A 25,756-nucleotide genomic window follows, 5' to 3' on the forward strand; every position below is an offset into this window, starting at 1 on the left:
CAGTTGCTGCTTAATCCATCGTGATCTGACCCGTTTTAGTTCTGGCTGACTTGCCAAACGTAACATCCAACCCTAAGTTGCTTAACAATTTCACAACCATTACACACCGACAGGTTGCACCTGAAGCGCGCCAGGTAACACCTCTATTATCATCCACGTGGCGGAGTTTTGAGTCATGACACAACATGAGAGCACGGCAACGGTATTACGGAAAAACAAAAAGGTATTAATTGCCAGTCTTACGGGAAGTTCTATTGAATGGTTTGATTATTTTCTCTATGGCACCGCTGCCGCGCTGGTGTTTAACAAGATTTTCTTTCCGATGGTCGACCCGGTTATCGGGCTGATCCTCTCCTATCTCTCCTTCTCGTTGACCTTCTTTATTCGCCCCATTGGCGGCGTTCTCTTTGCACATATCGGGGATCGTATCGGTCGCAAAAAAACGCTTGTCCTCACCCTTTCATTGATGGGAGGTGCAACCGTGATGATTGGCCTGCTGCCCACCTACGACATGATCGGGATGTGGGCGCCCGCGTTGCTGATCCTGATGCGTATTATTCAGGGGATGGGTATCGGCGGTGAATGGGGTGGCGCGCTACTGCTGGCTTACGAGTATGCGCCAGAAAAACGCAAAGGCTTCTTCGGCAGTATTCCGCAGGCGGGCGTTACCATCGGCATGTTGATGGCGACATTTATCGTCTCGCTAATGACGCTGTTCAGCGAAGAGGATTTTCTCTCCTGGGGCTGGCGCATTCCGTTCCTGCTCAGTTCCGTGCTGGTAATATTGGGGCTTTGGATTCGGAAAGATATTGACGAAACGCCTGATTTCCAGAAAGTGAAAAAATCCGGCCAGGTTGCGAAAGCTCCGCTGCGCGACACCATAAAACACCACTGGCGTGAAGTGCTAATTGCCGCCGGGCTTAAGGTTGTGGAGACAGCACCGTTCTATATTTTCTCCACGTTTGTGGTGAGCTACGCCACTACCACCCTGACCTATCAGAAATCCCAGGCGCTGGAGGCAGTAACTCTTGGCGCACTGGTCGCCACTATCATGATCCCGCTGATGGGGCTGCTCTCCGACAGGGTTGGCCGCCAGCGTATGTACGCCGTCAGTGTCTTCGTGCTCGGCCTGTTTATCGTGCCCTGGTTTATGCTGCTGAATACCGGTACCACCTGGGGAATTGTGCTCGCGACCGTTATCGCTTTTGGCGTACTGTGGGCACCGGTGACGGCAGTTCTCGGCACGCTCTGCTCTGAAATTTTCAGTGCCAACGTTCGCTACACCGGTATCACGCTGGGTTATCAACTTGGGGCCGCGCTGGCGGGCGGAACGGCACCGCTAATAGCTACCGGACTGCTGGCGAAATACGACGGTGACTGGGTACCCGTGGCCTGGTATCTGGGCGTGACGGTCGCTATCTCCCTCATTGCAATTTTTTGTGCCAGCCGCATCAACCGTGAACGCCACCTTCAGGCGCAGCCGGAACAGCGATAATATTATTGCGGCTCCGTTCGCGAGCCGCACTTTTTCTTCATCATTCCCTCTACATTTGATTAACATACAATATTCGTATTCACTTGAATTATGATTTGCGTCAGCCGTAGAATCATTAGCCCGCTCACAATTCAACATTTTTAAAGGTAAACCCCGTTATGCGCCTGCCCCAACGCGATCCTTATGCTCCTCGCGAGTGGCAGCCACACGAGAAACCCGCTCTGCTGGGTTCCCCTTCCACCCCGGAACATCCGACGTCGAAACGGATCGCCTATGGCGTGGTCGGCCTGCTGGTGTGTCTGACCGGGGCGCTGGGTAACGCGGTCGTCACCGCCAATCTGCAAAATCTGCAAGGCACCTTCGGCGCCTGGTCGACTGAAATCGCCTGGCTGCCTGCCGTCTATGTCATGACCAACGTCTCCATCAACCTGCTGTTGGTAAAATTTCGCCAGCAGTACGGTTTGCGCGCGTTTACGGAAGGCTTCCTGGTGCTGTATGTGCTGGTCACCTTTTTCCACCTGTTTGTGAACGATCTCAGCTCGGCGCTGATGGTAAGGGCGGCACACGGGATGGTCGCCGCCGCGCTCAGCTCGCTCGGCATTTATTACCAGATACAGGCCTGGCCCGGGAAGCACCGACTGAAGGCGCTGACCATCGGCATTACCGGTTCGTCGCTGGCGATACCGCTGGCGCGGCTGTTCTCCACCGAGCTGTTGCAGCTTGATGAGTGGCGTGGGCTGTACTTCTTCGAGCTGGGTTTGGCCCTGATCTCACTGGCCTGCGTGATGGTGCTGAAACTGCCCCCGGGCGATCGACGCAAAGTTTTCGAGAAGAAAGATTTCATCACCTTCTTTTTGCTTGCGCCCGGTATGGCGCTGTTGTGCGCGGTTCTGTCGCTAGGGCGTCTGGAATGGTGGTTTGAAACACCGTGGATCGGCTGGGCGTTGGCTCTCTCGCTGGTGCTAATTGTCTGTGCAATCGTCTTTGAACATAACCGCAGCAACCCGCTGCTCAATACCCGCTGGCTGTCCAGCGGCAGCATCGTACGCCTGGGGTTGATTATGCTGCTGATCCGCATCGTACTGGCGGAACAGAACACAGGCGTCATCGGCTGGCTGCAATATGCGGGCCTACAGAATGAACAGATGACCCATCTGGCGTGGTCTATTTTCGCCGGAATCGTCTGCGGTATCGTCACCAGCTGTCTGACGATCAAACCCACTAAGCTGGCCTGGCCGATTATCACCTCGCTGGCGCTGATGATTGTTGCTTCGCTGCTGGACAGCCAGTCCAACAACCTGACCCGGCCGGATCAGCTGATGTTCAGCCAGTTCCTGCTTGGTTTCGGCAGCGCTTTCTTCCTCGCCCCTGCGATGCTGGCCGCCATTGGCGGGGTGATCGCCGATCCACGCAATCTGGTCAGCTTTTCTGTGATGTTTGGCATGAGTCAGAACCTTGGTGGCCTGCTGGGTTCTGCAATCCTTGGTACCTTCCAGACATGGCGCGAGAAGTACCATTCCAGCCTGCTGGCTGACCAGCTCACCACCCTCAACCCGCTGGTGAACGAACGCATTCAGCTTTACACCCAGATGTATAAAAGCCTGGTTGGCGACAGTTCCCTGTTGGGAACCCAGGCCATTATTCAGCTTCAGACGGTGACGACGCTTGAGGCAAACATTCTGGCTTACAACGATACTTATCTCCTGACGGCGAGCATTGCCACAGCCACGCTGGTCTGGATTTTATGGCGCTTGCTGCGCCTGCGCATCACCGCCCGTATGGCCCTTAAGAACGCCACTGGCAATAAGTAATGACTATTTTTCAGGAGAAGTTATGAGTCAGCAGGATGCCGCCAAAGAGCAGGCCAACACCCGCAAAAATGTACGCGTCGTTTCCATTTTCACCGCCGCGGCTATCGGCATTGTCGGGGTGCTGGTGATCCTTTATGCCTGGCAGTTGCCCCCGTTCACGCGTCATACCCAGTTTACTGATAACGCCTACGTGCGCGGCCAGACCACGTTCATCAGTCCGCAAGTCAACGGCTACATTACTGAGGTCCATGTTCAGGATTTTGTGCAGGTTAAAAAAGGCGACCTGCTGTTGCAGATTGATGACCGGATCTATCGCCAGCGTGTCCATCAGGCCGAGGCGCAGCTGGCAATGAAAATTGCTGCGCTGAACAACAACCTGCAACAGCGTAAAAGCGCGGAAGCGGTGATTGCCAAAAACGAAGCGGCACTGAAAAACGCCCGTGCCCAAAGTCTGAAAACCCAGGCGGATCTGAAACGCGTGAAGGATCTGACCGCAGACGGCTCCCTGTCCATTCGCGAGCGCGATGCGGCGCTGGCCAGTGCCGCCCAGGGGAGCGCCGATATCGACCAGGCGAAAGCAACGCTTGAGATGTCGCGCCAGGATCTACAAACGGTTATCGTCAATCGCGCTTCGCTGGAAGCGGACGTTCAAAATGCGAAAGCCGCGCTGGAGCTTGCGCAGATCGATCTGCAAAACACCCGCATTGTCGCGCCGCGTGACGGTCAGCTCGGGCAGATTGCGGTGCGTCTGGGAGCGTACGTCACCGCCGGGACGCACCTTACCACGCTGGTCCCGCCGCAGCACTGGGTGATCGCCAATATCAAAGAGACGCAGCTGGCGAATTTACGCGTCGGACAGCCAGTGAAATTCACCGTCGATGCGTTAAACGATAAAGCCTATCAGGGCCGCGTGGAGAGCATATCCCCGGCCACAGGCGTCGAGTTCAGCGCTATCACCCCGGATAACGCCACGGGCAACTTTGTTAAAATCGCCCAGCGCATCCCGGTACGCATTGAGGTACTCGGTGAGCCGGAGGCGTACCGGCTGCTGCGCCCTGGCATGTCGGTGCAGGTCACCATAGACACGCGGGAGGCGAAACAATGACGCTTCGCCCAATAGCCGGCCTGCTGATGATGGCTATCCTTGCGGGTTGCCAGTCGGTTGACGTTGAGCCCGCCACATCGTCCCTGCACATCCCGGCCCAGTGGCGCGCGACGTCGGGGCCAACCAGCCCGACAGAACAGCTCTGGTGGCGCAATTTCCACGACAGCAATCTGAACCGCTATGTGGATCAGGCGCTGAAGAACAACAGCGACGTGCTGATTGCCCGCGAGCGGATTAACGAGTATCAGGCCCGGGTGTACGCTGCCGACGGCAGCCTGTTCCCGTCGCTTGACGCGGGCGTGACCGGGACGCGCGCGCGCTCGCAGTCCGCCGCCACAGGCCTTCCGGTATACGGTACGTTGTACAAAGGCAGCCTGACCGCCAGCTACGACGTGGATATCTGGGGGGTAAACCGCAGCACCTCCCGTGCCGCCGAAGCGTCGCTGGAGGCACAAAAGGCGGCGGCCGCGGCGGCAGATCTCACGGTCGCATCGTCGGTGGCCTCCGGGTACGTCACCCTGCTGTCGCTGGATGAACAGCTTCGCGTTACCCAGTCCACGCTGAAATCGCGTGAAGAGGCGTTCAATCTTGCTAAACGACAGTTTGAGACGGGATACAGCTCTCGCCTTGAGCTGATGCAATCGGATTCTGAGCTGCGCGCCACCCGCGCTCAGGTTCCACTGCTTCAGCACCAGATTGCGCAGCAGGAGAATGCGCTCAGCCTGCTGCTGGGCAGCAACCCGGGTGACGTTGCGCGCGGTGAAAGCTTTGATGCCCTGACGCCGCTGAAACTGCCCTCCCAGTTGCCGTCGACGTTACTGAACCGGCGTCCGGATATCGTCCAGGCTGAACGTCAGCTGATTGCGGCGGACGCGACGCTGGCGGCATCGCGTGCCAGCCTGCTGCCGTCGATCAACCTCACGGCCACAGGATCGGTGCAGGATCGCACGCTGTCGGGATTGCTGGATAACCCCCTCCAGCTCTGGAGCGTGGGCGGCAGTATTCTTGCGCCGCTGCTGAACCGACAGGCGCTGAATGCACAGGTGGATATCTCCCAGTCTCAGCGTAATCAGGCGTTGTACAGCTACGAAAAAACCGTACGTAATGCGTTTGCCGAGGTGAATGACAGCCTTGATGCCATCACCCGTTATCAGGAACAGCTTACCGAGCTGCTGGCTCAGCAGGCGGTCGCGCAGGAGACGCTGCGGATAGCGCAAAACCGCTACCGCAACGGGTACTCTTCTTATCTGGATGTGCTCGATGCACAGCGCACGCTGTTCTCGGTGCAGACCAGCGTGGTACAGGTGAAAAACAACCTGCTGCTGGCGCAAATTGATTTGTATAAAGCGCTGGGCGGCGGTTGGGTCAGTGCGTGAAAACATGCCGGGTGGCGGCTACGCCTTACCCGGCCTACATTTCGCCTCTGGCGATACCCCCATGGCGCGCGCCCTGCCGCCGGACGGAAAGTTGATTACGCTAGAAGCGGACCCGACACATGCCGCAGTTGCACGACAAAATATTCATCTTGCGGGACTCGGCGATCGTATCGAACTGATTACAGGCCCGGCGCTAAAGTCGCTCGAGAATTTCGGTGACGTCCCGCCCTTTGACCTGATCTTTATTGATGCCGATAAGCCAAACAATCCCGGCTACCTGGAGTGGGCGCTGCACTACTCCCGTCCCGGCACGGTCATAATCGGCGATAACGTGGTGCGCGACGGCGAGGTGGTTAACGGGCAAAGCGACGATGCACGCGTGCAGGGGGTACGGAAGTTTATCGAGATGACTGGAGATAACCCACGCTTAACCGCCACCGCGCTGCAAACGGTGGGCGTTAAGGGGTGGGATGGGTTTACGCTAGCGATGGTGGAACGATAAAAAAGCCGGGTGGCGGCTACGCCTTACCCGGCCTGCATGTTCTCCCGTAGGCCCGGTAAGCGCAGCGCCACCGGGCAATGGTTTAGCCGGAGATCTGCTCCATCGCCTGCAAGATACGCTTATCCGAAATGGGATACGGCGTACCGAGCTGCTGGGCGAAGAAGCTGACGCGCAGCTCCTCGATCATCCAGCGGATCTCCCGCACGTCGTCATCATCGCGACGCGCTGGCGGCAGTTTGTTGAGCCACTGCTTCCACGCCTGCTGCACGTTTTCGACTTTCAGCATCTGCGCTCGATCGCGATGCGGATCGACCGCCATTTTCTCCAGACGCTTCTCAATCGCCTGCAAATAACGCAGCGTATCACCCAGACGCTTAAAGCCGTTGCCGGTGACAAAGCCGCGATACACCAGCCCCGCCATCTGCGCCTTCACGTCCGACAGACCCAGGGCCATGGTCATATCCACCCGCCCCTTCAGACGCTTGTTGATATTGAACACGGCGGTGAGGATCTGCTCGACCTGTTTGGCAATCTCCACCACGGTGTCGTTCAGCTCCGCGCGCACCTTTTCATGAAGCTGAGCAAAGCCCTCTTCCGTCCAGACCGGACCGCCCGCCTCGTGGATCAGTTTGTCCACACCGCAGGAGATGCAGTCGTCGATCAGATCCAGCACCTTACCGTACGGGTTAAAGTAGAGCCCCAGCTTGGCTTTGTTCGGCAGCTTCTCGTGCAGATACTTAATCGGCGACGGGATGTTAAGCAGCAGCAGGCGACGCAGCCCGCGCCACATCATCTGCTGTTGCTCCTGCGGATTGTCAAAGAGCTTAATCGCCACGCTGTCGCGCTCATCCACCAGCGCGGGCCAGGCTTTCACCTTGTAGTTCCCGCGCTTCTGCTCATAGCTTTCCGGAAGCTGACCAAAGCTCCAGATGTGCAGCCCGCTCTGCTCAATACCGTCATCGGCCACCGCAGAGAGCGTCTCCTGGACTTTACCTTTCAGCGCTTCTTTCAGCTCCGTCAGAGAACGGCCTTCGAGCAGCTTTTTGTTTTTATCGTCCACCACGCGGAATGTGATTTTCAGGTGATCGGGCACCTGATCCCAGTTCCAGTCGTCGCGGTCAATGGTGGTCCCGGTCATGCGTCGGAACTCACGCTCCAGTGCGTCCAGCAGCGGCAGTTCCAGCGGCGTGACGCGGCCTAAAAACGCTTCGGCGTAGTTCGGCGCCGGTACAAAGTTGCGCCGCACTGGTTTAGGCAGGGATTTGATTAATGCAATGACCAGTTCGCGGCGCAGGCCGGGAATTTGCCACTCAAACCCGCTCTCATCCACCTGGTTTAACAGCGGCAGCGGAATGTGCACCGTCACGCCATCGGCATCCGCGCCCGGCTCAAACTGATAGGTCAGACGCAGCTTCAGGTTGCCCTGATGCCAGAAGTTCGGGTAGTCGAGCTTGCTGACCGACTCCGCGCCCTCTTTGATCAGCATGCTCTTTTCAAAGTTGAGCAGGTCCGGGGTCTCTTTGCTGGCTTTCTTCCACCAGCTGTCGAAATGGCGCGCTGAGATCACATCGTGGCTGATGCGCTGGTCGTAAAACTCAAACAGCGTCTCGTCGTCCACCAGAATGTCGCGACGGCGGGACTTGTGCTCAAGCTCTTCCACCTCGGCGCGCAGCTTGAGGTTTTCGCGGAAGAACGCATGGCGCGTCTGCCAGTCGCCTTCCACCAGCGCATGGCGGATAAACAGCTCGCGACTCAGCGCCGGGTCAATCTGGCTGTAGTTAACCTTACGCGCTGCAACCACCGGCAGGCCGTAAACGGTGACTTTTTCCGTCGCCATCACCGCGCCCTGCCCGCGCTCCCAGTGCGGCTCACTGTACGAGCGTTTCAGCAGGTGCTGCGCCACCGGCTCAACCCACTCTGGATCGATACGCGCGGCGATACGCCCCCACAGACGGCTGGTTTCCACCAGCTCGGCGACCATGGTCCACTTCGGCGGCTTCTTGAACAAACCGGAGCCCGGGAAGATGGAGAAACGCGCGTTGCGTGCGCCGGTAAATTCCTGTTTATCCGCATCCTTCATCCCGATATGGGACAGCAGGCCGGTCAACAGGGCAATATGAATTTCGCGGTACTCCGCCGGTTCACTGTTCACCGGGATGCCCAGCTCTTTCACCACCTGGCGCAGTTGGGTGTAGATATCCTGCCATTCGCGCACGCGCAGGTAGTTGAGGAAATCCACCCGGCACTGACGGCGGAACTGATTCGAAGAGAGCGCTTTTTGCTGCTCGCCGAGGTAGTTCCACAGGTTGACGAATGCGAGGAAATCGGACTCTTTATCGTGGAAGCGACGGTGTTTTTCATCCGACGCCTGCTGTTTGTCCATTGGACGCTCGCGCGGATCCTGAATGGAGAGCGCCGAGGTGATGATCATCGCCTCGCGCACGCAGCCGTGTTTTTGCGCCTCCAGCACCATGCGCGCCAGACGCGGGTCGACCGGCAGCTGGCTAAGCTGGCGGCCCAACGGCGTTAGCTTGTAGGCCGTCGCCTGCTCGTCGGTGGTAATGGCACCCAGCTCTTCCAGCAGCCGCACCCCGTCCTGAATATTGCGCTTATCCGGCGCTTCCACAAACGGGAAGGCGGCGATATCGCCCAGCCCCAGCGCGGTCATTTGCAGGATAACGGATGCCAGGTTGGTTCGCAGGATCTCCGGATCGGTAAACTCCGGGCGCGACAGGAAATCGTCTTCCGAATAGAGACGAATACAGATCCCTTCCGACACGCGGCCGCAGCGGCCCTTACGCTGATTAGCTGACGCCTGCGAAACCGGCTCGATCGGCAGACGCTGAACTTTGGTTCGGTAGCTGTAGCGGCTGATGCGCGCCGTACCCGGGTCGATCACGTATTTAATGCCCGGTACGGTCAGCGAGGTTTCGGCCACGTTGGTCGCCAGCACGATGCGGCGCCCGCTGTGCGGCTGGAACACGCGGTTCTGCTCGCTGTTGGACAGGCGCGCGTACAGCGGCAGGATCTCGGTATGGCGCAGATCGCGCTTGCTGAGCGCATCGGCGGTATCGCGGATCTCACGCTCGCCGCTCATGAAGATCAGAATGTCGCCAGAACTCTCGGTGCCCAGCTCGTCGACGGCATCGAAGATGGCCTGAAGCTGGTCGCGCTCGGTATCGTCCGCCTCTTCTACAATCGGGCGATAGCGCACTTCAACCGGGTAGGTTCGGCCTGAGACTTCAATGATCGGCGCATTATTGAAATGTTTTGAGAAGCGCTCCGGGTCGATGGTCGCGGAGGTGATGATGATTTTCAGATCCGGACGCCGGGGCAGCAGCTCTTTCAGGTAGCCGAGCAGGAAGTCGATGTTCAGGCTGCGCTCGTGCGCTTCATCGATGATGATGGTGTCGTACTGCATCAGCAGACGATCCTGCTGGATTTCCGCCAGCAGGATACCGTCGGTCATCAGCTTAACCATGGTGTTATCGCTGACGTGGTCGCTGAATCGCACTTTGTAGCCAATGCAGCCGCCCGGCTCCGTTTGCAGCTCGTCGGCAATACGGTTCGCCACGGTGCGCGCCGCCAGACGACGCGGCTGGGTGTGACCGATCAACCCTTTCACCCCGCGGCCTAATTCCATGCAGATCTTCGGCAGCTGAGTGGTTTTACCTGAACCGGTTTCCCCCGCGACGATCACCACCTGGTGGTCGCGCACGGCCTCAAGAATGTCCTGTTTTTTCTGGCTGACGGGCAGGTTTTCCGGATAGGTAATCTCCGGGCGTGCGGCTTCACGCAGCACAACTTTCCCTGCCGCCTGTTCAATCTCTTTGGCCATCTCCTGGTAAATGGCCTGTTGTGCATCAGGATTTTTAACCTTCTTAACGCCGTGCAGACGGCGCGCAAACCGCTGTTTATCGCGCAGCATCAGCGAATCAAGCTGTTGCATCAGCACCGGGAAGGATAATTTCTGTTGTTCTGTCATAGCGTTAACGGGCAGTGCACTGCCGGATAAAATCTCTTTTTAATGATTGCTATAGAGTACCACATCAGTGCTTTTCGCGCCTTATTCAAAAAATTCGAACATAGGCTTCGATATATTGCGCTATCCCTGTGGCAGGATTGTGAATAAAGTGTCAACAAGCAACGGGGCAACCCCCTCAATCAAATACAAAACAGGAAATTCCCATGAGCAAAGTATTAGTGTTGAAATCCAGTATTCTGGCAGGGTATTCACAGTCTGGTCAGCTGGCAGACTATTTCGTTGAACAGTGGCGTGAACAGCACAGCGCGGATGAAATCACCGTGCGTGACCTGGCGGCAAACCCGATTCCTGTGCTGGACGGCGAGCTGGTTGGTGCGCTGCGTCCGAGCGATGCGCCTCTCACCCCACGTCAGCAGGAAGCCCTGGCGCTCTCCGACGAGCTGATTGCTGAGTTGCAGGCCCACGACGTTATCGTGATCAACGCCCCAATGTATAACTTCAACATTCCTACGCAGCTGAAGAACTACTTCGACCTGGTGGCGCGCGCTGGCGTAACCTTCCGTTACACCGAGAACGGCCCGGAAGGTCTGGTGAAAGGCAAGCGTGCGGTTGTACTGACCAGCCGCGGCGGTATTCACAAAGATACCCCTACCGATCTGGTCGCACCGTACATGACGTTGTTCCTGGGCTTCATCGGCATTACCGACGTGAACTTCGTGTTCGCTGAAGGTATCGCTTACGGCCCGGAAGTGGCCACCAAAGCGCAGACCGACGCGAAAGCCGCTATCGACAGCCTGGTCGCAGCCTAAATTTTCCCCCTCTCACCGCCCGGTGGGAGGGTTTCTCTTTCCCCCGTATTTCGTTATCATCCGCACCCACTCTCCAGCCCGGCGGCCTGATGTCTGTCATTATCGATACGTTTATTGCACCACCCTGTCACGACGACATTGAGATCCTCTGGCAGGACGAGCATCTGCTGCTGATCAACAAACCCTCAGGGCTGCTCAGCCTGTCCGGGACAAATCCGCAAAACCGTGATTCCGTCCACCACCGTCTGGTGCAAACCTTTCCCGGCTGCACGCTGGTGCATCGTCTTGATTTTGGCACTTCGGGCCTGATGGTGATTGCACGTAACAAAGCGATTAACGCCGAGCTTTGCCACCAGTTCAGCCAGCGCGCCGTGACCAAGGTTTACACCGCCCTGTTGTGCGGACATGTGGAACAGGACGAAGGGACCGTGGATGCCCCGATTGCCAAAGATCCGGCGCTGTTTCCGCTGATGACGATCTGTGCCCGCACCGGTAAGCCCGCTCGCTCCCGCTATCGGGTGATGGAACGTATTTACCAGGATACGACAATGCCGTTGACGCGGGTTGAGCTTACCCCGGAGACCGGGCGCACCCACCAGCTGCGCATTCACTGCCAGCAGTTAGGCCACCCTATTTTGGGGTGCGATCTGTATGGGGGTCTGGAATGGCCGGGGGCGGAAGAAACGCCCCGGCTGATGCTGCATGCAAGCGTTCTGAGTTTTATGCATCCGCTGAGCGGCGAGACCATGAATGCCCGTCACGCCGCGCCATTCTGAACGAGGTTTACCACATTAAATCGTCAGGGATTTTGAAGTCTGCGTACGGATCGTCTTCGTCCTGCTCTTCCTGACTCAGCGCGCTGTTTAGCACAATGCTGTCCGCATCGCGCTGGGCAATTTTATCCGCCACAACCGCCGGGATAATCGCGTAATCACAGTCGCCATTCGCGTTAATCACCAGTCGGGCAATCGCCAGACGACCGTTGATCAGCTGGGTTTGCGTCTGCTTATCGACGTCGATTTTTTTGATCAGGCTGCCATCGGTAAAGTTAAAGGTAATGTTGCCCTTCGCCACGGTGATGCGGTTCATCTCAATCAGCTGCTTCACCTGCGCCCTGAACTCTTTTGCCAGCACCGCCTGTTTTTGCTGTTCGCTCAGCTGCTTATCACGCTCCAGCTGGGCTTTCTTGTTCTCTTCAACAGCCTCTCTCGCCTCGCGAGCCTGGACGCGGGATTTTTTCGCCGTGCGCTGAACCTTCGCCATCTTTTTACTGCTGACTAAGCCCGCTTTCAGCATCTGCTCTTGTAGGGTGAGTTTTGTCATGATCGTTTAAACCGGTTGGAAATGTCGGGGGATTATACCTGAATCGCGCAGTTCATGAAGAACCCTCATGACGCAGTGAAATTAAGTCACTTCCCCTGCGCCAGTGGCTCAGGCATAAATTATGCATTGATAACGTTTAGGCAACATGAACTTAGGATGCATAACCAAATGAGTCAGGCTTTCACATTTACCCTTAAGCGCAGTTGCTTTGATGAAAATTATAACCCGTCAGAAAACACGCGCACCACCACCAACTTCGCCAACCTGGCGCGTGGCGAGAAGCGTCAGGAGAACCTGCGCAATACGCTGATGATGATCAACAACCGCTTTAACGCGCTGGCGAGCTGGGATAACCCAAAATCCGACCGCTATGCCGTCGAGCTGGAGATTATTTCAGTCGATATGAATATCGGCGGCGATTTTACTTTCCCGGCCATCGAAATTCTGCAAACGACGATCGTGGATAAAAAGACCCACGAGCGCATCGAAGGCATCGTCGGGAATAACTTCTCATCCTATGTTCGTGACTATGATTTCAGCGTCCTGCTGCTGGAGCATAATAAAGATCAGCCCCGTTTTACCCTCCCCGAGAATTTTGGCGAGCTGCACGGCAATATCTTTAAAAGCTTCATGCATTCTGCGGAATATCAGGCGAACTTTAAAAAAGCGCCGGTGATCTGCCTGAGCGTCTCCAGCAAAGACACCTATCGTCGTACCGGTAACCACCACCCGGTGCTGGGGTATGAGTACCAGCCGGACGGCGAGTCGCTAACGGAACAGTACTTCGCGAAGATGGGCCTCAAGGTTCGCTATTTCATGCCGGAAAACAGCGTCGCGCCATTTGCCTTCTTCTTCACCGGCGATTTACTGCGTGATTACACCAATCTGGAACTGATCGGCACCATCAGCACCATGGAGACGTTCCAGAAGATCTATCGACCAGAAATTTACAATGCCAATTCCGCTGCGGGACAGTGCTATCAGCCCGACCTGAATCAGCAGGATCACTCATTAACAAAAATCGTCTATGACCGTGAAGAGCGCAGCCGGCTGGCCATTGAACAGGGTAAATATACCGAAGAGCGGTTCATCAAACCCTATAAAACCCTTCTTGAGCAGTGGTCTCATCACTTCACGCTTTAATTTAATACGAATAAAAGGTTCTTCTTATGAAAACATTGCTCCCGACATCGACGGCTGGCAGCCTGCCGAAACCCACCTGGCTTGCGCAGCCGGAAACGCTCTGGTCGCCGTGGAAACTCCAGGATGAGGAATTACTGGCAGGGAAACAGGATGCGCTGCGTTTGTCTCTGGATGAACAGATTCGCGCCGGGATTGATATCGTCAGCGACGGGGAACAAACCCGCCAGCATTTCGTCACCACCTTTATTGAACATCTCAGCGGCGTGGATTTTGAAAATCGTCAGACGGTGCGGATCCGTAACCGTTACGATGCCAGCGTGCCGACCGTGGTAGACGCGGTGGCGCGCCAGAAACCGGTGTTTGTAGACGACGCGAAATACCTTCGCCAGCTGACGGACAAGCCGATCAAGTGGGCGCTGCCTGGCCCGATGACCATGATCGACACGCTATACGATGCTCACTATAAAAGCCGCGAAAAGCTGGCCTGGGAGTTCGCTAAAATTCTCAATCAGGAAGCCCGCGAGCTGGAGGCGGCCGGCGTTGACATTATTCAGTTCGACGAACCTGCTTTTAACGTCTTTTTCGACGAAGTGAATGACTGGGGCATCGCCGCGCTGGAGCGCGCCATTGAAGGGCTGAAATGCGAAACCGCAGTACATATCTGCTACGGGTACGGCATCAAAGCCAATACGGACTGGAAAAAAACGCTCGGCTCCGAGTGGCGCCAGTATGAAGAGGCGTTTCCAAAGTTGCAGACCTCAAAGATCGATATCATCTCGCTGGAGTGCCACAACTCGCGCGTGCCGATGGATCTGCTGGAGCTGATCCGCGGTAAAAAAGTGATGGTCGGGGCAATTGATGTTGCCACCCAGATCATCGAAACGCCGGAAGAGGTTGCCGATACGCTACGCAAGGCGTTGCAGTTTGTGGATGCAGCCAAGCTCTATCCGTCCACCAACTGCGGCATGGCTCCCCTTTCCCGCCAGGTCGCCAACGGTAAGCTGAAGGCATTAAGCGCCGGGGCTGACATTATCCGTCGCGAGCTTGCCCGCTAACCTTCAGGTTTGCCAGTACAGCGGCGTACCGAACCGCTCAATATAGTAGTCAATCACCGCCCTGACGTTCAGGGGCGGATGACGCGCGTTCGGGTAAATCGCCGCAATCGTCAGTGGCTCCGTATTAATAGAACACTCCATTTCCGGCAGCAGTGCCACCAGCTCACCGCTTTTGAGCCGTTCGCTCACCATCCAGTCCGGGAATAGCACAACGCCCATGCCGCCCAGCGCCGCAATCAGGAGCGTTTCCGCGTTATTGGAAGTCATCAGCGGTACGATGGGATAGTGAACCCACGCCTCGCCCGACTGCCGGATCAGCCAGCGGTTAGGCCCGGACGAACCGCGGTAAATCAGACAGTGGTGACGGCTGAGATCGTCCGGCCCCTCGGGTGCGCCATGTTTTTGCAGATAGTCCGGCGAGGCCGCCAGATGGTAGAACTGCTGACCGAACACCCGGGCGTGAAACGAGGAGTCCGTCAGCGCGCCGATGCGGAAGATAACGTCCGCGGCGTCGCGGTGCGGATCGATAAAATCGTCGGTGAGGGTCAGTTCAATGGAGAGACGAGGATAACGCGCCAGAAGCCCCGGCAGGCCCGGCGCGATGTGCCGTTGTCCGAAAAAGACCGGGCCATTGATACGCAGCGTGCCCGACGGCTCGCGGGCGCGTTCATCCAGCTCGCGTCGCGCATCCTCCAGATTTCCGGCCATCGCCCGGGCATAGCGCACAAAAAGATGCCCGCTCTCTGTGGGCATAATCGCCCGCGTGTTGCGGTAGAAAAGCTGTTGCCCGAGGGCGTCCTCAAGCTGGTGGATCATGCGGGAAACCTGCGACGCAGAAATCCCTTCCCGCCTCGCCACCACGGAAAAATTCTGCGTTTCATAAACGTCGATGAAGATCAGCAGCGCGCGAACGCTGATATGTCCGGCATCCATCATTAATGCATTTCCTGCACAGGTGTTTCCTGCATTATGGCATTTTTCTCAATGATGTTCAGACGTAATCTTCTCCGCCTGGAAAAAGGAGAAAAAGCGTTATGCACATTATTTTAATTTTACTGGTGATTGCCGGCGGCATGGGGCTGTCCGTGGAAGCCGGGCTGCTGGGGCCGCTGGGCGCGGAGGTGGGCGACCTGTGGGCGGCGTTCAGCATATTTAGCGTGGGAACCGGGCTGACGTTTCTACTAATGCTGTTTTTAAGCCCCCGCAACAGTCCCTCATTTTTTGCGCAGCCGTCATGGCACCTGCTGGGCGGCGTGCTCGGCCCGGTCTACGTCATCATTCTCACCATTGCCACGCCGGCGATCGGCATTGCCATGACGATGATCGGCATTCTGGCAGGCCAGGTCTTTAAAAGCCTGATTATTGACCACTATGGCCTGCTGGGTACGCCGCACCGCAGGATCGATACAAAACGCATTATTGCGCTGGGATTTATCATCGCCGCGCTCATTCTCGTGGCGCAGGGGTAACGTTATGACAGTGATTATGATTATTCTGGCGGTGATTGGCGGCGCGACGCTGAGCATTCAGGCTGCCATTAACGGGCAATTAGGCAGCAGCGTGGGGGTATTCAAAAGCGCGTTTCTGACCTTTTCCGTCGGCGCGCTGGTAACCGCCCTGCTCATTTTCTTTTTTGAGCCGAAACAGGCGGTCAGCCTGATGGATGTGCCCAAGTGGCAGCTTCTGGGCGCCCTGTGCGGCGTGCCCTATATAGTGATTATGGTGCTCGCGGTGCAGCGTATCGGCACCGCCGTTGCCACGGTAGCGGTGATCCTGGGTCAGCTGGCCATGAGCATGCTGATTGATAACTTTGGCTGGCTGAACAATGAAGCCATTCCGTTTTCAGCGAGCCGTTTCGGGGCCGTGGTCTGCCTGAGTATCGCGCTCTTCTTCATCTACTCAAGCAGTAAACCTCAGCCCGAAGAGGATTAACCGCCCTCTTTGCGGGTAAAGAACAGCGTCACCGTGGCGACGGTGACGCCAAATTTCTTCATCTCGGTTTTATTGAATAGGCGGGTGCTGTCCTGCAAATACATCCAGTCATCAAAGTGCAGCAGCCAGGTTTTACCGTCCGCCTTCACGTTCATGCTGTAGCGCCAGTTAAGGGCGTTGCCCGAAACCTGACCTGTCGCGACACCTTCTATGTCACCCGCCGTGCCTTCGTAACGATCGTGGCCAATGCGGCGGATATGCCAGACGCGCTTTTGCTTCTCGCCGTCGTCATAGACAAAATGCTCGTTCAGCGTCAGCGTATCGCCGATAACATCTCCGGCGATCTCGACGTGAAAACGGCGGATCTGCTTACCGCTGCGGTCCTGCACCATCCCCCACGCCTCGGTTTTGCCCTGGAAGTAGTGGAAAATATCAAGCCTTGGCTGCTGCTGACGATACTCGGTCACTTCTGTGCTGCACCCGGCCACCAGCATTGTCAGTGTAAGCGCCATTAACAGGAATCGTTTCATTGTGGTCCTCCGATTAACTGCTGACGCAGTTCAGGATACTCGGTGCGGGGATCGAGCCAGATCGCCAGAAAGCGCGAGCTAAACGCTGCCGACTGGCGCGGCCCGAGGGGCGTAAATTTTTTCTGCGACGCCGTGGGGCGATACCAGAATTGCCCCTGACCGTTATTAACCACAAACGCGAGCTGCGTGCCGGGCGTGACGTCGGGCCAGAGCGCTTTTAGCATCCGCAGCCAGGCTTCACTCTGCGGCTCCTGCTGCAAAATGCCCTGCGCCTGCCACTGGTCGCGGGTCGCCTCGACCAGGTCGTCGCCATCGATGTCGCGGGCATAAGTGATAATCAGCGCGTTATCGCTGTCTGTTCCTGTATAGCTGCCGTCGGGCGTCAGCAGTTGAGAGGTATAAACGGTAAACGGCCCCCAGGTGAGGGTGGCATCGCCTACCTTGCGCCAGCTCAGCCAGTCTGCCGCCTGCGCGTTACAGGCCATAACGGTTAGCGCGAGCGCGAGTAACAGATGTCTCATTGTTGTCTCCCCATCAGCAGGTGGAAAAACAGCATCAGCACCAGCCAGCCCGGGATCATCCAGCTGACGACGATAAAAGTCGGCTCCAGGAACGTGATGGCCCCCAGACGCTCGCCAAACAGGTAGGCCAGCGGCCCGCCCAAGGTCGCCAGCGCCGTCAGCAGCCAGCCCGGCAAGGTGGTCGTGCGGGTCAGTTGCGTCCAGACGGTGGCAAACATCAGCCACAGCGCCACCATCCATAGCGGCATCAGAGACGTGCCAGTGAATGAAATCAACCCCGTCAGCGCCCAAAGGGCGTCCAGCATCGCGCCCGACGCCGCCAGCACAAGGGCGTATACCCGGTGTGATGGCGGTAACAACAGCCAGGCAATCAGCGCCAGCGCGATCCAGATGACCAGCCCCTGCTCGCGAAACAGCACAACCAGCGTCCAGTAGAGATCAAACCCGATGGCCAGCAGAAAGACCTGCCCGTAGCGCTTCATACGCGTTCCGCAGTCAGCTGCACCACGCTGATGGTGCGGGCGTTAAACCCGGCTTCACAGTAGCCGAGGTAGTACAGCCACATCCTACGGAAACGGTCATCAAATCCGAGCTTTTCAATCTCCTGCCAGGCGTGAACGAAGCGCTGACGCCAGTGCGCCAGCGTGCGGGCGTAGTCCGGCCCCATATCGAAGAGGTTACGCACGACAAAATCGGTATGGCGGGTCATCAGTTCATTCATGGCGGTGAGGCTGGGCAAAAAGCCGCCGGGGAAGATGTAGCGCTGAATAAAATCGACGCTTTTGCTGTAGTCGCGATAGCGCTGATCCTGAATGGTGATGGCCTGAATCGCCATCCGCCCGCCCGGACGCAGACGCGCCTGGCAGGTGCGGAAAAACGTTGGCAGGTAGCGTTGGCCGACGGCTTCAATCATCTCAACCGACACCAGCTTATCGTACACTCCGGTCAGATCGCGGTAGTCACAGAGCAGCACCTCAACGCGATCCTGTAAACCTGCCCGCGCGATCCGCGCGGTGGCCCAGTGGTACTGCTCCTGCGATAGCGTGGTAGTTGTTACCCGGCAGCCATAATGACGGGCGGCATATTCCGCCATCGCCCCCCAGCCGGTACCAATCTCCAGCAGATGATCGTTTGCGGTGAGCGCCAGTTGGTCGCACAGCCTGGCCATTTTTGCCTGCTGAGCCGCTGCCAGATCCTGCTCTTCCCCGGTAAACAGCGCGCTGGAGTAAAGGAGTTGTTCATCAAGGAAATGGGCGTAAAAGGCGTTGCCCAAATCGTAATGGGCGGCAATATTTTCCCGTGCCTGCGCGCGGGAGTTGCGCCGCATCCAGTGCCGTAGCCGCTCCACTGGTTTCCCGAGCAGGCGAAACCCTTTTTCCAGTTGACCGAGGATCTGGCTATTGCGCGCTATCAGCTCCAGCAGTGGCGTCAGGTGGGCCGTCTCCCAGTCGCCATCTATCCACGCTTGTGCCGCGGCGAGGCTGCCCCCGGTTAGAATGCGCCAGTAGACGCCCGGCGCGAGTACCTGCACCTCAGCGTGAAGCGCGGCGGAGGCGTCGCCGAACTGGAACGTCTGGGCGCCTTCACGCAGCGTCAGCGAGCCGCCGCGCAGCCCGTTCAGCAGGCGAAAAAGCAGCCATCGCGCGACGCGGACGTTGCGCGGGAAATCGGGTTCAAGCGCAAAGACGGGATCGGTCATGAGCGTTCACTCCTGCTTAGGGGATGGTTATGCAGCGGCACGCGCTTCAGCCACAGCCTGAGCGCCTGCCAGTAAATGGCGAAAACGGTTTTGAGGGTCATCAACGGGATCCGCGCCAGCAGCGACCGCAGCGCTGCGCGCGTCAGCGGCTCCCGGCGCAGCGTCAGAGTGGCATCAAACACCTTCGTCTCCTGATGGTTTTCGATATGCATGCGCAGCGTGCTGGACGGACTGTTGAAGCGCCAGTGGTAGACCATGTCCATCGGATTAAAGGGCGAGACGTGAAACGCTTTTTCCGTCGGCGGGGCGTCCCGCCCCGCTACCGCGTAGTAGTGTCGTTCATTCCACGGCGTGTTGCGGACTTCGGCGAGAACCCAGCGCAGGGTGTCTTCCCTGTCATAGCAGTAGTAAAAATTGACCGGGTTAAAATGAAAGCCGAAATAACGCAGTTGGGTTAGAAGCATGACCCGCCCCGCCGGGCGTTCGCCGGTCAGATTTTCCAGACGCTCAAGGACGCACTCTTTGAGCGGCGTGCCCAGCGGGTAGTCCGCATCATAAAATGCCGCGGGCGCAACGCGGTTACGGCGCACACCGACGGAGGGCAGCGCGTCCAGCTCATCGAGATCGAGCCAGGCCATAAAGACGCTGTAGGTAAAGTGGTGCGCTTTTGGCGAAAGACGGCGATGGCGCAATGTGCCTTGGTAAAGGCAGCTGTTCATCTCAGTTGCCCTCCCCGGCCGCAATGGCGTTTACCACATCCAGCGCACTGCGTACCCCATCTTCGTGGAAGCCGTTGTACCAGTACGCGCCGCAGAACCAGCTCCGCTGGCGACCATTTATTTCTCCGCGTCGGGCCTGGGCTTGCCAGCTTTGCGGGTTAAAAAGCGGATGCTCATAGACAAAGCGGCGCAGCACATAGCGTTCTTCCACCGGCGTTTCCGGGTTGAGGGTGACGCAAAACAGCGGGCTACCCGGCGGCAGTCCCTGCAAAATATTCATGTTGTAGGTGACGCAGGCGCTGGCCCGATCCTGCTCGCTGAGGCGGTAGTTCCAGCTCGCCCACGCGCGCTTGCGCACCGGCAGCCAGCGCGGATCGCTGTGAAGCACCACCTCGTTACGCTGCCAGCCGATATCACCCAGCACCTCACGTTCAGCCTGCGTTGGGCTGGCGAGCATCGCCAGCGCCTGAGCGGAGTGGCAGGCGAAGATCACCTGATCAAAGTTATCTGTTACGCCCTCACGCGTTATATCAACCCCGCGAACGTGGCGAATAACCTGCTGCACCGGCGCATTGAGGTGCAGCGTCAGGCGATCGCCAAGCTTGTCCATCATCGCGCGGATGTACTCCCGGGAGCCGCCCGGCACCACGTACCACTGCGGACGATGGGTAATGTCCAGCAGACCGTGGTTCTCGAAAAAGCGTAAAAAGAGCGGCAGCGGGAAGCGTTTCATCTCCTGTAGCGAGGATGACCAGATAGCCGCCCCCATTGGCAGAATGTAGTGACGCGCAAAAAAAGGCGTGAAGCGGTGCTGGTGCAGGAACGTCTCCAGCGTGGCGGACTCGCTGACGTCACCCCGGAGCGTCTGTTTCGCCAGCCGGTTAAAGCGCACGATCTCCTTCAGCAGCGTCCAGAAGGCAGGGTTTAACAGATTACGACGCTGGGCGAACAGCGACGTCAGCGTGTGGCCGTTGTACTCCAGCCCGCTCTGCGGGTTATGTACCGAAAAACTCATCTGCGTTTTTTGCCCGCTGATGCCCAGTTCGCTCAGCAGCCCCATGAAGCGCGGATAGGTGCGGTCGTTGTAGACAATAAAACCGGTGTCGATGGCAAAGTTGCCCTGCGGCGTGTCGACATCCACCGTTGCGGTATGACCGCCCGGCGTGGCCTGCGCTTCAAACAGCGTGACCTGATGATGTCCGGCGAGCCGCCAGGCACAGGTTAACCCGGCGATACCGCTGCCGATAATCGCGATCTTCATGGTCGCACCATCCTGCGCAGCAGTGCGCGCTGAAGTATATCGGGCAGACCGGAGAGCAGGCGCAGCGCCAGGCTAAACCCGGCGGGAAACGCGATATGATCCTTCCCTTTTGCCAGACCGCGACGAATGGCATGGACGGCGTCCTCCACGCTGACCCGGCCCGGCATCGGGAAATCATTTTTTCGGGTCAGCGGCGTGTCGACAAAACCAGGTGAAACGACCGTGACGGCGATCCCTTTCGGCTCCCAGTCGAGGCGCAGCGTCTCAGCAAACCAGGTTAACGCCGCTTTAGAGGCGCCATAGGCTTCGGCTCGCGGGAAGTGAAGCCAGTGCGCCATCGAACTGACCAGCACCACGCGGTTGCCGGATATCAGCTGCGGCTGCAACGCCGCAAGGCAGTTTACCGGCCCCATGAAATTGGTGGTCATGACCCGCGCCACCAACGCGGCATCCACCTCGCCACGGTCGAGATACTCGCAGGTTCCGGCGCAAAGAATCACCGTGTCGGCAGCACAGTCCGCCAGCGCCTGGCGACAGGCGTCCCTGTCTGTCATATCGAACAGGCGCACCGTAATGTTGGGGCTGTGCTGATGCACAGCTGCCAGACGTTGCGCATCGCGCCCGCAGGCAATCACCCGGTAACCATCGTCGGCAAAAGATTTCGCCAGCCCGGCCCCTATGCCCGAGCTTGCGCCGGTGATCAGAACCGTTTTCATGATTTCACTCTCCGCTTCACGCCGCGTACGGCCCAGCCGAGCACCGGAAGATGTTCGTAAATCATCTCTCCGGCATCGTAGTAATCCCGCTGGCGAACTATGCGATCGTCGCGCATGTCTACCACAGAGCAGCCCGGCAGCTGGCGCATTGCCCCCCGGGCAATACGCGGGTGCGACCAGTGCATCATCCAGGTAACAACAAAGCGATCGCCCTGCTGCAAGGGTGCATCGACGGTAAAGCGGCACCGCTGGACGTTAGCCAGCAGGTGTGTGAAATAGCGCTGAATCGCGAACAACCCGCTGTGTTCGCCAAAGGGATCGATAAGCGTGGCATCGGCGCGATAAATCTTTGCCAGCGCCGAAGGTGGCTGGGTATCCAGCGTGGCGTAATAATCAACGAATCGACTGATGACGGACGGCAACGTGCTCATGGGTCACATCCTGGCTGTAAACAACGTAGCGAAATCGCATAATTAAAACTTACACAATTAGCGTTATTTGTCCAAGTTTGTGCAGATATATTTTTTATACCTCTTTTAATTCAGTACTTTAAAAACTTTCCCTGAGGTGCCAATTTGAGTCAAAAGCAGATTCTCACCGCCGTACCGTTATTTTTTAGGGATAACCTTAAGGCAAAGGTGCCATTTATCTTCCAGACTTATCCTTTTAATTCATAAGGATGTCACGCGATGAAAAATTTACTGATGGCGCTCTTTTCCAGCCCGGAATCCTTGTTGCAGGTTATGAGTCACCAGGAAATTATCGAAGCCGTAGAGGATGGCGACCGCATCATCATCGATCAGGATGGAAACGCCTCGGTTAACTACAAAAGTAACGAGGTTCGGCAGGACTTTCTGCGCCATGTCAACGCGCTGAAGAGGGCCTGAAATGGGAACGGCAATATTCATGGTATTGATGGTATGCGGCTACTGGTACACCAGCCGCGATCTCTCAACCCGGTTCAAAATTAAGCGTTCATTCGGCTGGGATGTCTATTTCCTTGTGGCGCTGTATGGCTGCATTTTCGTTTTACAGGGCGTGATCGCCACCGGCCTGCTCTGGCTGCTGTTGTTCGCCCTCTCGGCCGCCGACAACACGTTCCATTTCACGTCCGCAAAATACGCCGACTGGCAAATTGATTTTATGAACTGGAGCTTTTTAGGGATTCAGGCTCCGGTCGTGGTGATGCTGGCCTTTGCGATCCTGTTTTGTCTCTATCGTTCGAACTGGGCCGGCAGCGCGCGGCTGGACGGCGAAGGCCGGAAAAAGCTCTACAAGCGGCTGGCACAATCGAGCGGGATTGAACAACTGCTCTATCAGTGCATGGAGGAAGGTGAACTTGCGCACGTCACGCTGAAGTCGCGGCGAATTTATATTGGCATGATCCATACCGCCACGCTGGAGTATGAAAAAACCGCCAATATCGTGCTTATCCCGATGCTGAGCGGCTATCGCGACGGGGAGAACATGCAGCTGTGTATTGAGCACAACTACAGCAAATGGTACGCCGAGCATGAGGTTACGCTCGACTCAGAGCCAAAAAGCGCTATGGATTTCCGTAAGGTGATCATGCTTGATCAGATCGAGAGTATTTCGCTGTTCGATCCGGCAAGTGCCAGCGCGCTGGCGATGCGTGAATAAAAAAATGGCGCCTTATTTCTAAGGCGCCAGGATTATGTGGATGAAACCTGAACTTATGGCGTTACGATATTGAACCAGAAGTCAAATTTGTCCATGTAGCTCAGCATCTCTTCCAGCTTCGCCCCGTTTCCACTCACCTTCACGTCACCTTTATCCATCGCCTGCTTCAGCGTCTCTTTCTTAAGGATGATGTTGTTCAGCGTGGTGCGATCAAGCGCGATAGTTGCGTCGGCATCCTTCGCCTGCGCGTTGGCGGTATGGTTCAGCACGCCGTTTTCCAGCTCCAGCTTGTATTTGCCGCCATCCTTACCGAGATCGACATTGAAGACCGCCTTCGCGTTACCGGCACGCACCCCGTTGATGTGCACACCCAGGTAGTCGAAGAACATTTCCGGGGTCATCGCCCGCACGGTATCCGGGCTGGCGGTGTTCGGCGTCGGCAGCTTCTTCACGCCATTACGCAGTTCTTGCGCGCCGGTCAGGTAGAAGTTACGCCAGGTGCCCGCCTCCGCCTGGTAACCTAACTGCTCAAGCGCGTCGGCTTCCAGATTACGGGCAGCCTGGTTGTTAGGATCGGCAAAGACCACTTTGCTGACCACCTGAGCAACCCAACGGTAATTACCCTGCTGATAATCCGCTTTGGCTTTCTGCATGATGGCATCAGCGCCGCCCATGTACTGCACGAACTTCTTCGCAGCCTGTTCAGGCGGCAGCTCGTCGAGGGTTGCCGGGTTGCCGTCGAACCAGCCGAGATAAAACACGTAAGTGGCTTTGACGTCGTGGCTAACGGAGCCGTAGTAACCGCGGCTTGCCCACTGTTTCTCGAGCGATTCCGGCAGCTTAAATTCTGCGGCGATCTCATCGCGAGTCAGGCCTTTGTTGGCCATACGCAGGGTCTGGTCGTTGATGTAGCGGTACATATCGCGCTGGCCTTTCATCAGCTTGACGATATTCTCGTTACCCCAGGTCGGCCAGTGGTGCTGCGCAATAATCACTTCCGCGTCCGCGCCCCAGCGCTCAATGGCGGCGTTAATGTACTTCGACCAGGCCAGCGGGTCGCGGATTTTCGCGCCGCGCAAGGAGTAGGTGTTGTGCAGAGTATGCGTCACGTCCTCTGCGGCCTCGATCATTTTCTTCTCTTTGACGTACCACAGCATCTCCGACGGAGCTTCTGAACCCGGCGCCATCATAAAGTCGTAGGTCAAACCGTCGATCACTTCTTCCTGACCGGTATGGGTAATGTAGTCGGTCGGCGGGATGAGGGTGACAGTACCCGCAGAGGTGGTGGTGCCAAGGCCTGCACCCACCTGGCCTTTTGCATCCGGCTTCAGCAGGTTGCCGTACATATAGCTCGCACGGCGGCTCATCGCGTTTCCGGCCATAATGTTTTCGGAAACCGCCTCTTTCATAAAGCCATCCGGCGCGTAGATTTTCACTTTGCCAGACTTGACGTCAGCTTCGTCAACCACGCCGCGCAGGCCGCCATAGTGGTCAACGTGGCTGTGGGTGATCACCACAGCGACGACCGGTTTCTTGCCGCGGTTTGCATAGTAGAGATCCAGCGCTTCTTTCGCCGGTTCAGCGCTTAACAGCGGGTCGATAACGGTAATGCCCTTCTCGCCCTCAATGATGGTCATGTTGGAGAGATCGAGATTACGGATCTGATACACGCCGTCGGTGACCTTAAACAGCCCGCCAATGTTGATCAGCTGTGACTGACGCCACAGGCTCGGGTTTACCGTATCCGGGGCTTTTTCACCCTCTTTGACGAAATCATATTTCGCCGGGTTCCAGATAACGTTCCCCTGCTCGCCTTTGATCATGTTTTGCGGCAGCGGGGCGATAAAGCCTTTATGGGCATTTTCAAAGTCGGTTTTATCGGCAAACGGTAATTTGTTATACAGGGCGTTATTAGCCTGCTGGGTTGTAGGAGTGGCATCCTGCGGCTGTACTTCCGCAAACGCGGAAAGCGACAGCGACGTCAACACACCGGCCAGCGCCAGATGTTTAGCGATTATCGTTAATTTCATTAAATGGCCTCATAGATTAATTGCGCCGCCAGCGATATTTAATTGTGGCGGATAATTTTAATGCGAACTCATTGAGGACCATTCTAACCAGAATACCTTCCCT

At 57.1% G+C, this 25,756-nt stretch carries 24 protein-coding genes and 1 pseudogene; 13 read left to right on the forward strand and 12 right to left on the reverse strand.

Annotation, left to right across the window (positions count from 1 at the left end):
* The first annotated feature begins 175 nt into the window (after positions 1 to 175).
* The 5 genes and pseudogenes from ACNQ0T_RS03560 to ACNQ0T_RS03580 all read left to right on the forward strand — a co-directional run.
* Entirely contained in the window at positions 176 to 1,495 is a 1,320-nt protein-coding gene (locus ACNQ0T_RS03560) for an MFS transporter (protein WP_023300056.1), read from the forward strand.
* Positions 1,496 to 1,653: 158 nt separating this feature from the next.
* On the forward strand, positions 1,654 to 3,306 hold the full coding sequence (locus tag ACNQ0T_RS03565; protein ID WP_417929587.1) for an MFS transporter: 1,653 nt from the start codon (positions 1,654 to 1,656) through the stop codon (positions 3,304 to 3,306).
* Positions 3,307 to 3,328: 22 nt separating this feature from the next.
* On the forward strand, positions 3,329 to 4,411 hold the full coding sequence (locus ACNQ0T_RS03570) for an HlyD family secretion protein (protein ID WP_022648054.1): 1,083 nt from the start codon (positions 3,329 to 3,331) through the stop codon (positions 4,409 to 4,411).
* Positions 4,408 to 5,787 carry an efflux transporter outer membrane subunit gene (locus tag ACNQ0T_RS03575; protein ID WP_417929589.1) on the forward strand — a complete coding sequence of 460 codons (1,380 nt, stop codon included), beginning with the start codon at positions 4,408 to 4,410 and terminating at the stop codon, positions 5,785 to 5,787. The genes ACNQ0T_RS03570 and ACNQ0T_RS03575 overlap by 4 nt, the downstream gene beginning before the upstream one ends.
* 61 nt (positions 5,788 to 5,848) lie before the next feature.
* Positions 5,849 to 6,289 (forward strand): annotated as a pseudogene (locus ACNQ0T_RS03580) (O-methyltransferase); the annotation flags it as partial.
* An 82-nt stretch (positions 6,290 to 6,371) separates the two neighbouring features.
* Here the strand turns inward: ACNQ0T_RS03580 and hrpA are convergent.
* Entirely contained in the window at positions 6,372 to 10,274 is a 3,903-nt protein-coding gene (gene hrpA, locus ACNQ0T_RS03585) for an ATP-dependent RNA helicase HrpA (protein ID WP_417929591.1), read from the reverse strand.
* A gap of 203 nt (positions 10,275 to 10,477) precedes the next feature.
* Here hrpA and azoR point away from each other — a divergent pair, with 203 nt between their 5' ends.
* Positions 10,478 to 11,083: an FMN-dependent NADH-azoreductase gene (gene azoR, locus ACNQ0T_RS03590; RefSeq protein WP_063145940.1), complete on the forward strand. Its 606-nt coding sequence runs from the start codon at positions 10,478 to 10,480 to the stop codon at positions 11,081 to 11,083.
* A gap of 89 nt (positions 11,084 to 11,172) precedes the next feature.
* Entirely contained in the window at positions 11,173 to 11,859 is a 687-nt protein-coding gene (locus ACNQ0T_RS03595) for an RluA family pseudouridine synthase (protein WP_337281796.1), read from the forward strand.
* Positions 11,860 to 11,866: 7 nt separating this feature from the next.
* Here ACNQ0T_RS03595 and ACNQ0T_RS03600 read toward each other — a convergent pair whose 3' ends face one another.
* The gene (locus ACNQ0T_RS03600; protein WP_022648048.1) at positions 11,867 to 12,406 is read right to left on the reverse strand and encodes a DUF2058 domain-containing protein; all 540 of its coding nucleotides are present in this window, start codon (positions 12,404 to 12,406) and stop codon (positions 11,867 to 11,869) included.
* A 168-nt stretch (positions 12,407 to 12,574) separates the two neighbouring features.
* Between ACNQ0T_RS03600 and ACNQ0T_RS03605 the strand changes: the two genes are divergently transcribed.
* Both ACNQ0T_RS03605 and ACNQ0T_RS03610 read left to right on the forward strand, forming a co-directional pair.
* Positions 12,575 to 13,549 carry a DUF1852 domain-containing protein gene (locus tag ACNQ0T_RS03605; protein ID WP_417929592.1) on the forward strand — a complete coding sequence of 325 codons (975 nt, stop codon included), beginning with the start codon at positions 12,575 to 12,577 and terminating at the stop codon, positions 13,547 to 13,549.
* A gap of 26 nt (positions 13,550 to 13,575) precedes the next feature.
* A complete protein-coding gene (locus ACNQ0T_RS03610; protein ID WP_063145942.1) occupies positions 13,576 to 14,604 on the forward strand; it encodes a methionine synthase in 1,029 nt (342 codons plus the stop codon).
* A 3-nt stretch (positions 14,605 to 14,607) separates the two neighbouring features.
* Here ACNQ0T_RS03610 and ACNQ0T_RS03615 read toward each other — a convergent pair whose 3' ends face one another.
* Positions 14,608 to 15,540 (reverse strand): LysR family transcriptional regulator, encoded by a 933-nt coding sequence (locus ACNQ0T_RS03615; RefSeq protein WP_317579030.1) that lies wholly within the window; start codon positions 15,538 to 15,540, stop codon positions 14,608 to 14,610.
* A gap of 98 nt (positions 15,541 to 15,638) precedes the next feature.
* Here ACNQ0T_RS03615 and ACNQ0T_RS03620 point away from each other — a divergent pair, with 98 nt between their 5' ends.
* Both ACNQ0T_RS03620 and ACNQ0T_RS03625 read left to right on the forward strand, forming a co-directional pair.
* Positions 15,639 to 16,073 carry a DMT family transporter gene (locus ACNQ0T_RS03620; RefSeq protein WP_280004695.1) on the forward strand — a complete coding sequence of 145 codons (435 nt, stop codon included), beginning with the start codon at positions 15,639 to 15,641 and terminating at the stop codon, positions 16,071 to 16,073.
* Between the two features lie 4 nt (positions 16,074 to 16,077).
* Complete coding sequence (locus ACNQ0T_RS03625) at positions 16,078 to 16,536, forward strand: DMT family transporter (RefSeq protein WP_022648044.1); 459 nt, start codon at positions 16,078 to 16,080, stop codon at positions 16,534 to 16,536.
* Here ACNQ0T_RS03625 and ACNQ0T_RS03630 read toward each other — a convergent pair.
* The 8 genes from ACNQ0T_RS03630 to ACNQ0T_RS03665 are packed head-to-tail and all read right to left on the reverse strand — an operon-like array spanning position 16,533 to position 22,413.
* Positions 16,533 to 17,066, reverse strand: a complete 534-nt coding sequence (locus ACNQ0T_RS03630) for a DUF3833 domain-containing protein (RefSeq protein ID WP_023300045.1) — start codon at positions 17,064 to 17,066, stop codon at positions 16,533 to 16,535. The two genes, ACNQ0T_RS03625 and ACNQ0T_RS03630, sit on opposite strands and share 4 nt — an antisense overlap.
* On the reverse strand, positions 17,063 to 17,587 hold the full coding sequence (locus ACNQ0T_RS03635; RefSeq protein WP_045309114.1) for a hypothetical protein: 525 nt from the start codon (positions 17,585 to 17,587) through the stop codon (positions 17,063 to 17,065). The genes ACNQ0T_RS03630 and ACNQ0T_RS03635 overlap by 4 nt, the downstream gene beginning before the upstream one ends.
* Positions 17,584 to 18,069 (reverse strand): DUF2878 domain-containing protein, encoded by a 486-nt coding sequence (locus ACNQ0T_RS03640; protein WP_023300043.1) that lies wholly within the window; start codon positions 18,067 to 18,069, stop codon positions 17,584 to 17,586. Before ACNQ0T_RS03640 ends, ACNQ0T_RS03635 begins: the two co-directional genes overlap by 4 nt.
* Positions 18,066 to 19,286 carry a cyclopropane-fatty-acyl-phospholipid synthase family protein gene (locus ACNQ0T_RS03645; RefSeq protein ID WP_317579029.1) on the reverse strand — a complete coding sequence of 407 codons (1,221 nt, stop codon included), beginning with the start codon at positions 19,284 to 19,286 and terminating at the stop codon, positions 18,066 to 18,068. Before ACNQ0T_RS03645 ends, ACNQ0T_RS03640 begins: the two co-directional genes overlap by 4 nt.
* Positions 19,283 to 20,005, reverse strand: a complete 723-nt coding sequence (locus tag ACNQ0T_RS03650) for a DUF1365 domain-containing protein (protein ID WP_317579028.1) — start codon at positions 20,003 to 20,005, stop codon at positions 19,283 to 19,285. Before ACNQ0T_RS03650 ends, ACNQ0T_RS03645 begins: the two co-directional genes overlap by 4 nt.
* A gap of 1 nt (position 20,006) precedes the next feature.
* The gene (locus ACNQ0T_RS03655; protein ID WP_045622278.1) at positions 20,007 to 21,266 is read right to left on the reverse strand and encodes an NAD(P)/FAD-dependent oxidoreductase; all 1,260 of its coding nucleotides are present in this window, start codon (positions 21,264 to 21,266) and stop codon (positions 20,007 to 20,009) included.
* Positions 21,263 to 21,982 (reverse strand): SDR family NAD(P)-dependent oxidoreductase, encoded by a 720-nt coding sequence (locus tag ACNQ0T_RS03660; RefSeq protein ID WP_048965991.1) that lies wholly within the window; start codon positions 21,980 to 21,982, stop codon positions 21,263 to 21,265. The genes ACNQ0T_RS03655 and ACNQ0T_RS03660 overlap by 4 nt, the downstream gene beginning before the upstream one ends.
* Positions 21,979 to 22,413, reverse strand: coding sequence for a nuclear transport factor 2 family protein (locus ACNQ0T_RS03665; protein ID WP_022648036.1), 435 nt, complete (start codon positions 22,411 to 22,413; stop codon positions 21,979 to 21,981). Before ACNQ0T_RS03665 ends, ACNQ0T_RS03660 begins: the two co-directional genes overlap by 4 nt.
* Before the next feature lie 258 nt (positions 22,414 to 22,671).
* Here ACNQ0T_RS03665 and ACNQ0T_RS03670 point away from each other — a divergent pair, with 258 nt between their 5' ends.
* Positions 22,672 to 22,869: a hypothetical protein gene (locus ACNQ0T_RS03670; protein ID WP_022648035.1), complete on the forward strand. Its 198-nt coding sequence runs from the start codon at positions 22,672 to 22,674 to the stop codon at positions 22,867 to 22,869.
* A gap of 1 nt (position 22,870) precedes the next feature.
* Positions 22,871 to 23,623, forward strand: a complete 753-nt coding sequence (locus tag ACNQ0T_RS03675) for a hypothetical protein (RefSeq protein ID WP_022648034.1) — start codon at positions 22,871 to 22,873, stop codon at positions 23,621 to 23,623.
* A gap of 53 nt (positions 23,624 to 23,676) precedes the next feature.
* Here the strand turns inward: ACNQ0T_RS03675 and ACNQ0T_RS03680 are convergent, their stop codons facing one another.
* Positions 23,677 to 25,653 carry an alkyl/aryl-sulfatase gene (locus ACNQ0T_RS03680; RefSeq protein ID WP_022648033.1) on the reverse strand — a complete coding sequence of 659 codons (1,977 nt, stop codon included), beginning with the start codon at positions 25,651 to 25,653 and terminating at the stop codon, positions 23,677 to 23,679.
* Positions 25,654 to 25,756: the final 103 nt, after the last annotated feature.

Source organism: Enterobacter cloacae complex sp.6700776 (genome assembly GCF_048284255.1).
Classification (GTDB): Bacteria; Pseudomonadota; Gammaproteobacteria; order Enterobacterales; family Enterobacteriaceae; genus Enterobacter; species Enterobacter intestinihominis.

Bases quoted from the DNA above. Each gene is read 5' to 3' on its own strand.
- ACNQ0T_RS03560 (WP_023300056.1), top strand. From the start codon at position 176: ATGACACAACATGAGAGCACGGCAACGGTATTACGGAAAAACAAAAAG.
- ACNQ0T_RS03565 (WP_417929587.1), top strand. From the start codon at position 1,654: ATGCGCCTGCCCCAACGCGATCCTTATGCTCCTCGCGAGTGGCAGCCA.
- ACNQ0T_RS03570 (WP_022648054.1), top strand. From the start codon at position 3,329: ATGAGTCAGCAGGATGCCGCCAAAGAGCAGGCCAACACCCGCAAAAAT.
- ACNQ0T_RS03575 (WP_417929589.1), top strand. From the start codon at position 4,408: ATGACGCTTCGCCCAATAGCCGGCCTGCTGATGATGGCTATCCTTGCG.
- hrpA (WP_417929591.1), bottom strand. From the start codon at position 10,274: ATGACAGAACAACAGAAATTATCCTTCCCGGTGCTGATGCAACAGCTT.
- azoR (WP_063145940.1), top strand. From the start codon at position 10,478: ATGAGCAAAGTATTAGTGTTGAAATCCAGTATTCTGGCAGGGTATTCA.
- ACNQ0T_RS03595 (WP_337281796.1), top strand. From the start codon at position 11,173: ATGTCTGTCATTATCGATACGTTTATTGCACCACCCTGTCACGACGAC.
- ACNQ0T_RS03600 (WP_022648048.1), bottom strand. From the start codon at position 12,406: ATGACAAAACTCACCCTACAAGAGCAGATGCTGAAAGCGGGCTTAGTC.
- ACNQ0T_RS03605 (WP_417929592.1), top strand. From the start codon at position 12,575: ATGAGTCAGGCTTTCACATTTACCCTTAAGCGCAGTTGCTTTGATGAA.
- ACNQ0T_RS03610 (WP_063145942.1), top strand. From the start codon at position 13,576: ATGAAAACATTGCTCCCGACATCGACGGCTGGCAGCCTGCCGAAACCC.
- ACNQ0T_RS03615 (WP_317579030.1), bottom strand. From the start codon at position 15,540: ATGATGGATGCCGGACATATCAGCGTTCGCGCGCTGCTGATCTTCATC.
- ACNQ0T_RS03620 (WP_280004695.1), top strand. From the start codon at position 15,639: ATGCACATTATTTTAATTTTACTGGTGATTGCCGGCGGCATGGGGCTG.
- ACNQ0T_RS03625 (WP_022648044.1), top strand. From the start codon at position 16,078: ATGACAGTGATTATGATTATTCTGGCGGTGATTGGCGGCGCGACGCTG.
- ACNQ0T_RS03630 (WP_023300045.1), bottom strand. From the start codon at position 17,066: ATGAAACGATTCCTGTTAATGGCGCTTACACTGACAATGCTGGTGGCC.
- ACNQ0T_RS03635 (WP_045309114.1), bottom strand. From the start codon at position 17,587: ATGAGACATCTGTTACTCGCGCTCGCGCTAACCGTTATGGCCTGTAAC.
- ACNQ0T_RS03640 (WP_023300043.1), bottom strand. From the start codon at position 18,069: ATGAAGCGCTACGGGCAGGTCTTTCTGCTGGCCATCGGGTTTGATCTC.
- ACNQ0T_RS03645 (WP_317579029.1), bottom strand. From the start codon at position 19,286: ATGACCGATCCCGTCTTTGCGCTTGAACCCGATTTCCCGCGCAACGTC.
- ACNQ0T_RS03650 (WP_317579028.1), bottom strand. From the start codon at position 20,005: ATGAACAGCTGCCTTTACCAAGGCACATTGCGCCATCGCCGTCTTTCG.
- ACNQ0T_RS03655 (WP_045622278.1), bottom strand. From the start codon at position 21,266: ATGAAGATCGCGATTATCGGCAGCGGTATCGCCGGGTTAACCTGTGCC.
- ACNQ0T_RS03660 (WP_048965991.1), bottom strand. From the start codon at position 21,982: ATGAAAACGGTTCTGATCACCGGCGCAAGCTCGGGCATAGGGGCCGGG.
- ACNQ0T_RS03665 (WP_022648036.1), bottom strand. From the start codon at position 22,413: ATGAGCACGTTGCCGTCCGTCATCAGTCGATTCGTTGATTATTACGCC.
- ACNQ0T_RS03670 (WP_022648035.1), top strand. From the start codon at position 22,672: ATGAAAAATTTACTGATGGCGCTCTTTTCCAGCCCGGAATCCTTGTTG.
- ACNQ0T_RS03675 (WP_022648034.1), top strand. From the start codon at position 22,871: ATGGGAACGGCAATATTCATGGTATTGATGGTATGCGGCTACTGGTAC.
- ACNQ0T_RS03680 (WP_022648033.1), bottom strand. From the start codon at position 25,653: ATGAAATTAACGATAATCGCTAAACATCTGGCGCTGGCCGGTGTGTTG.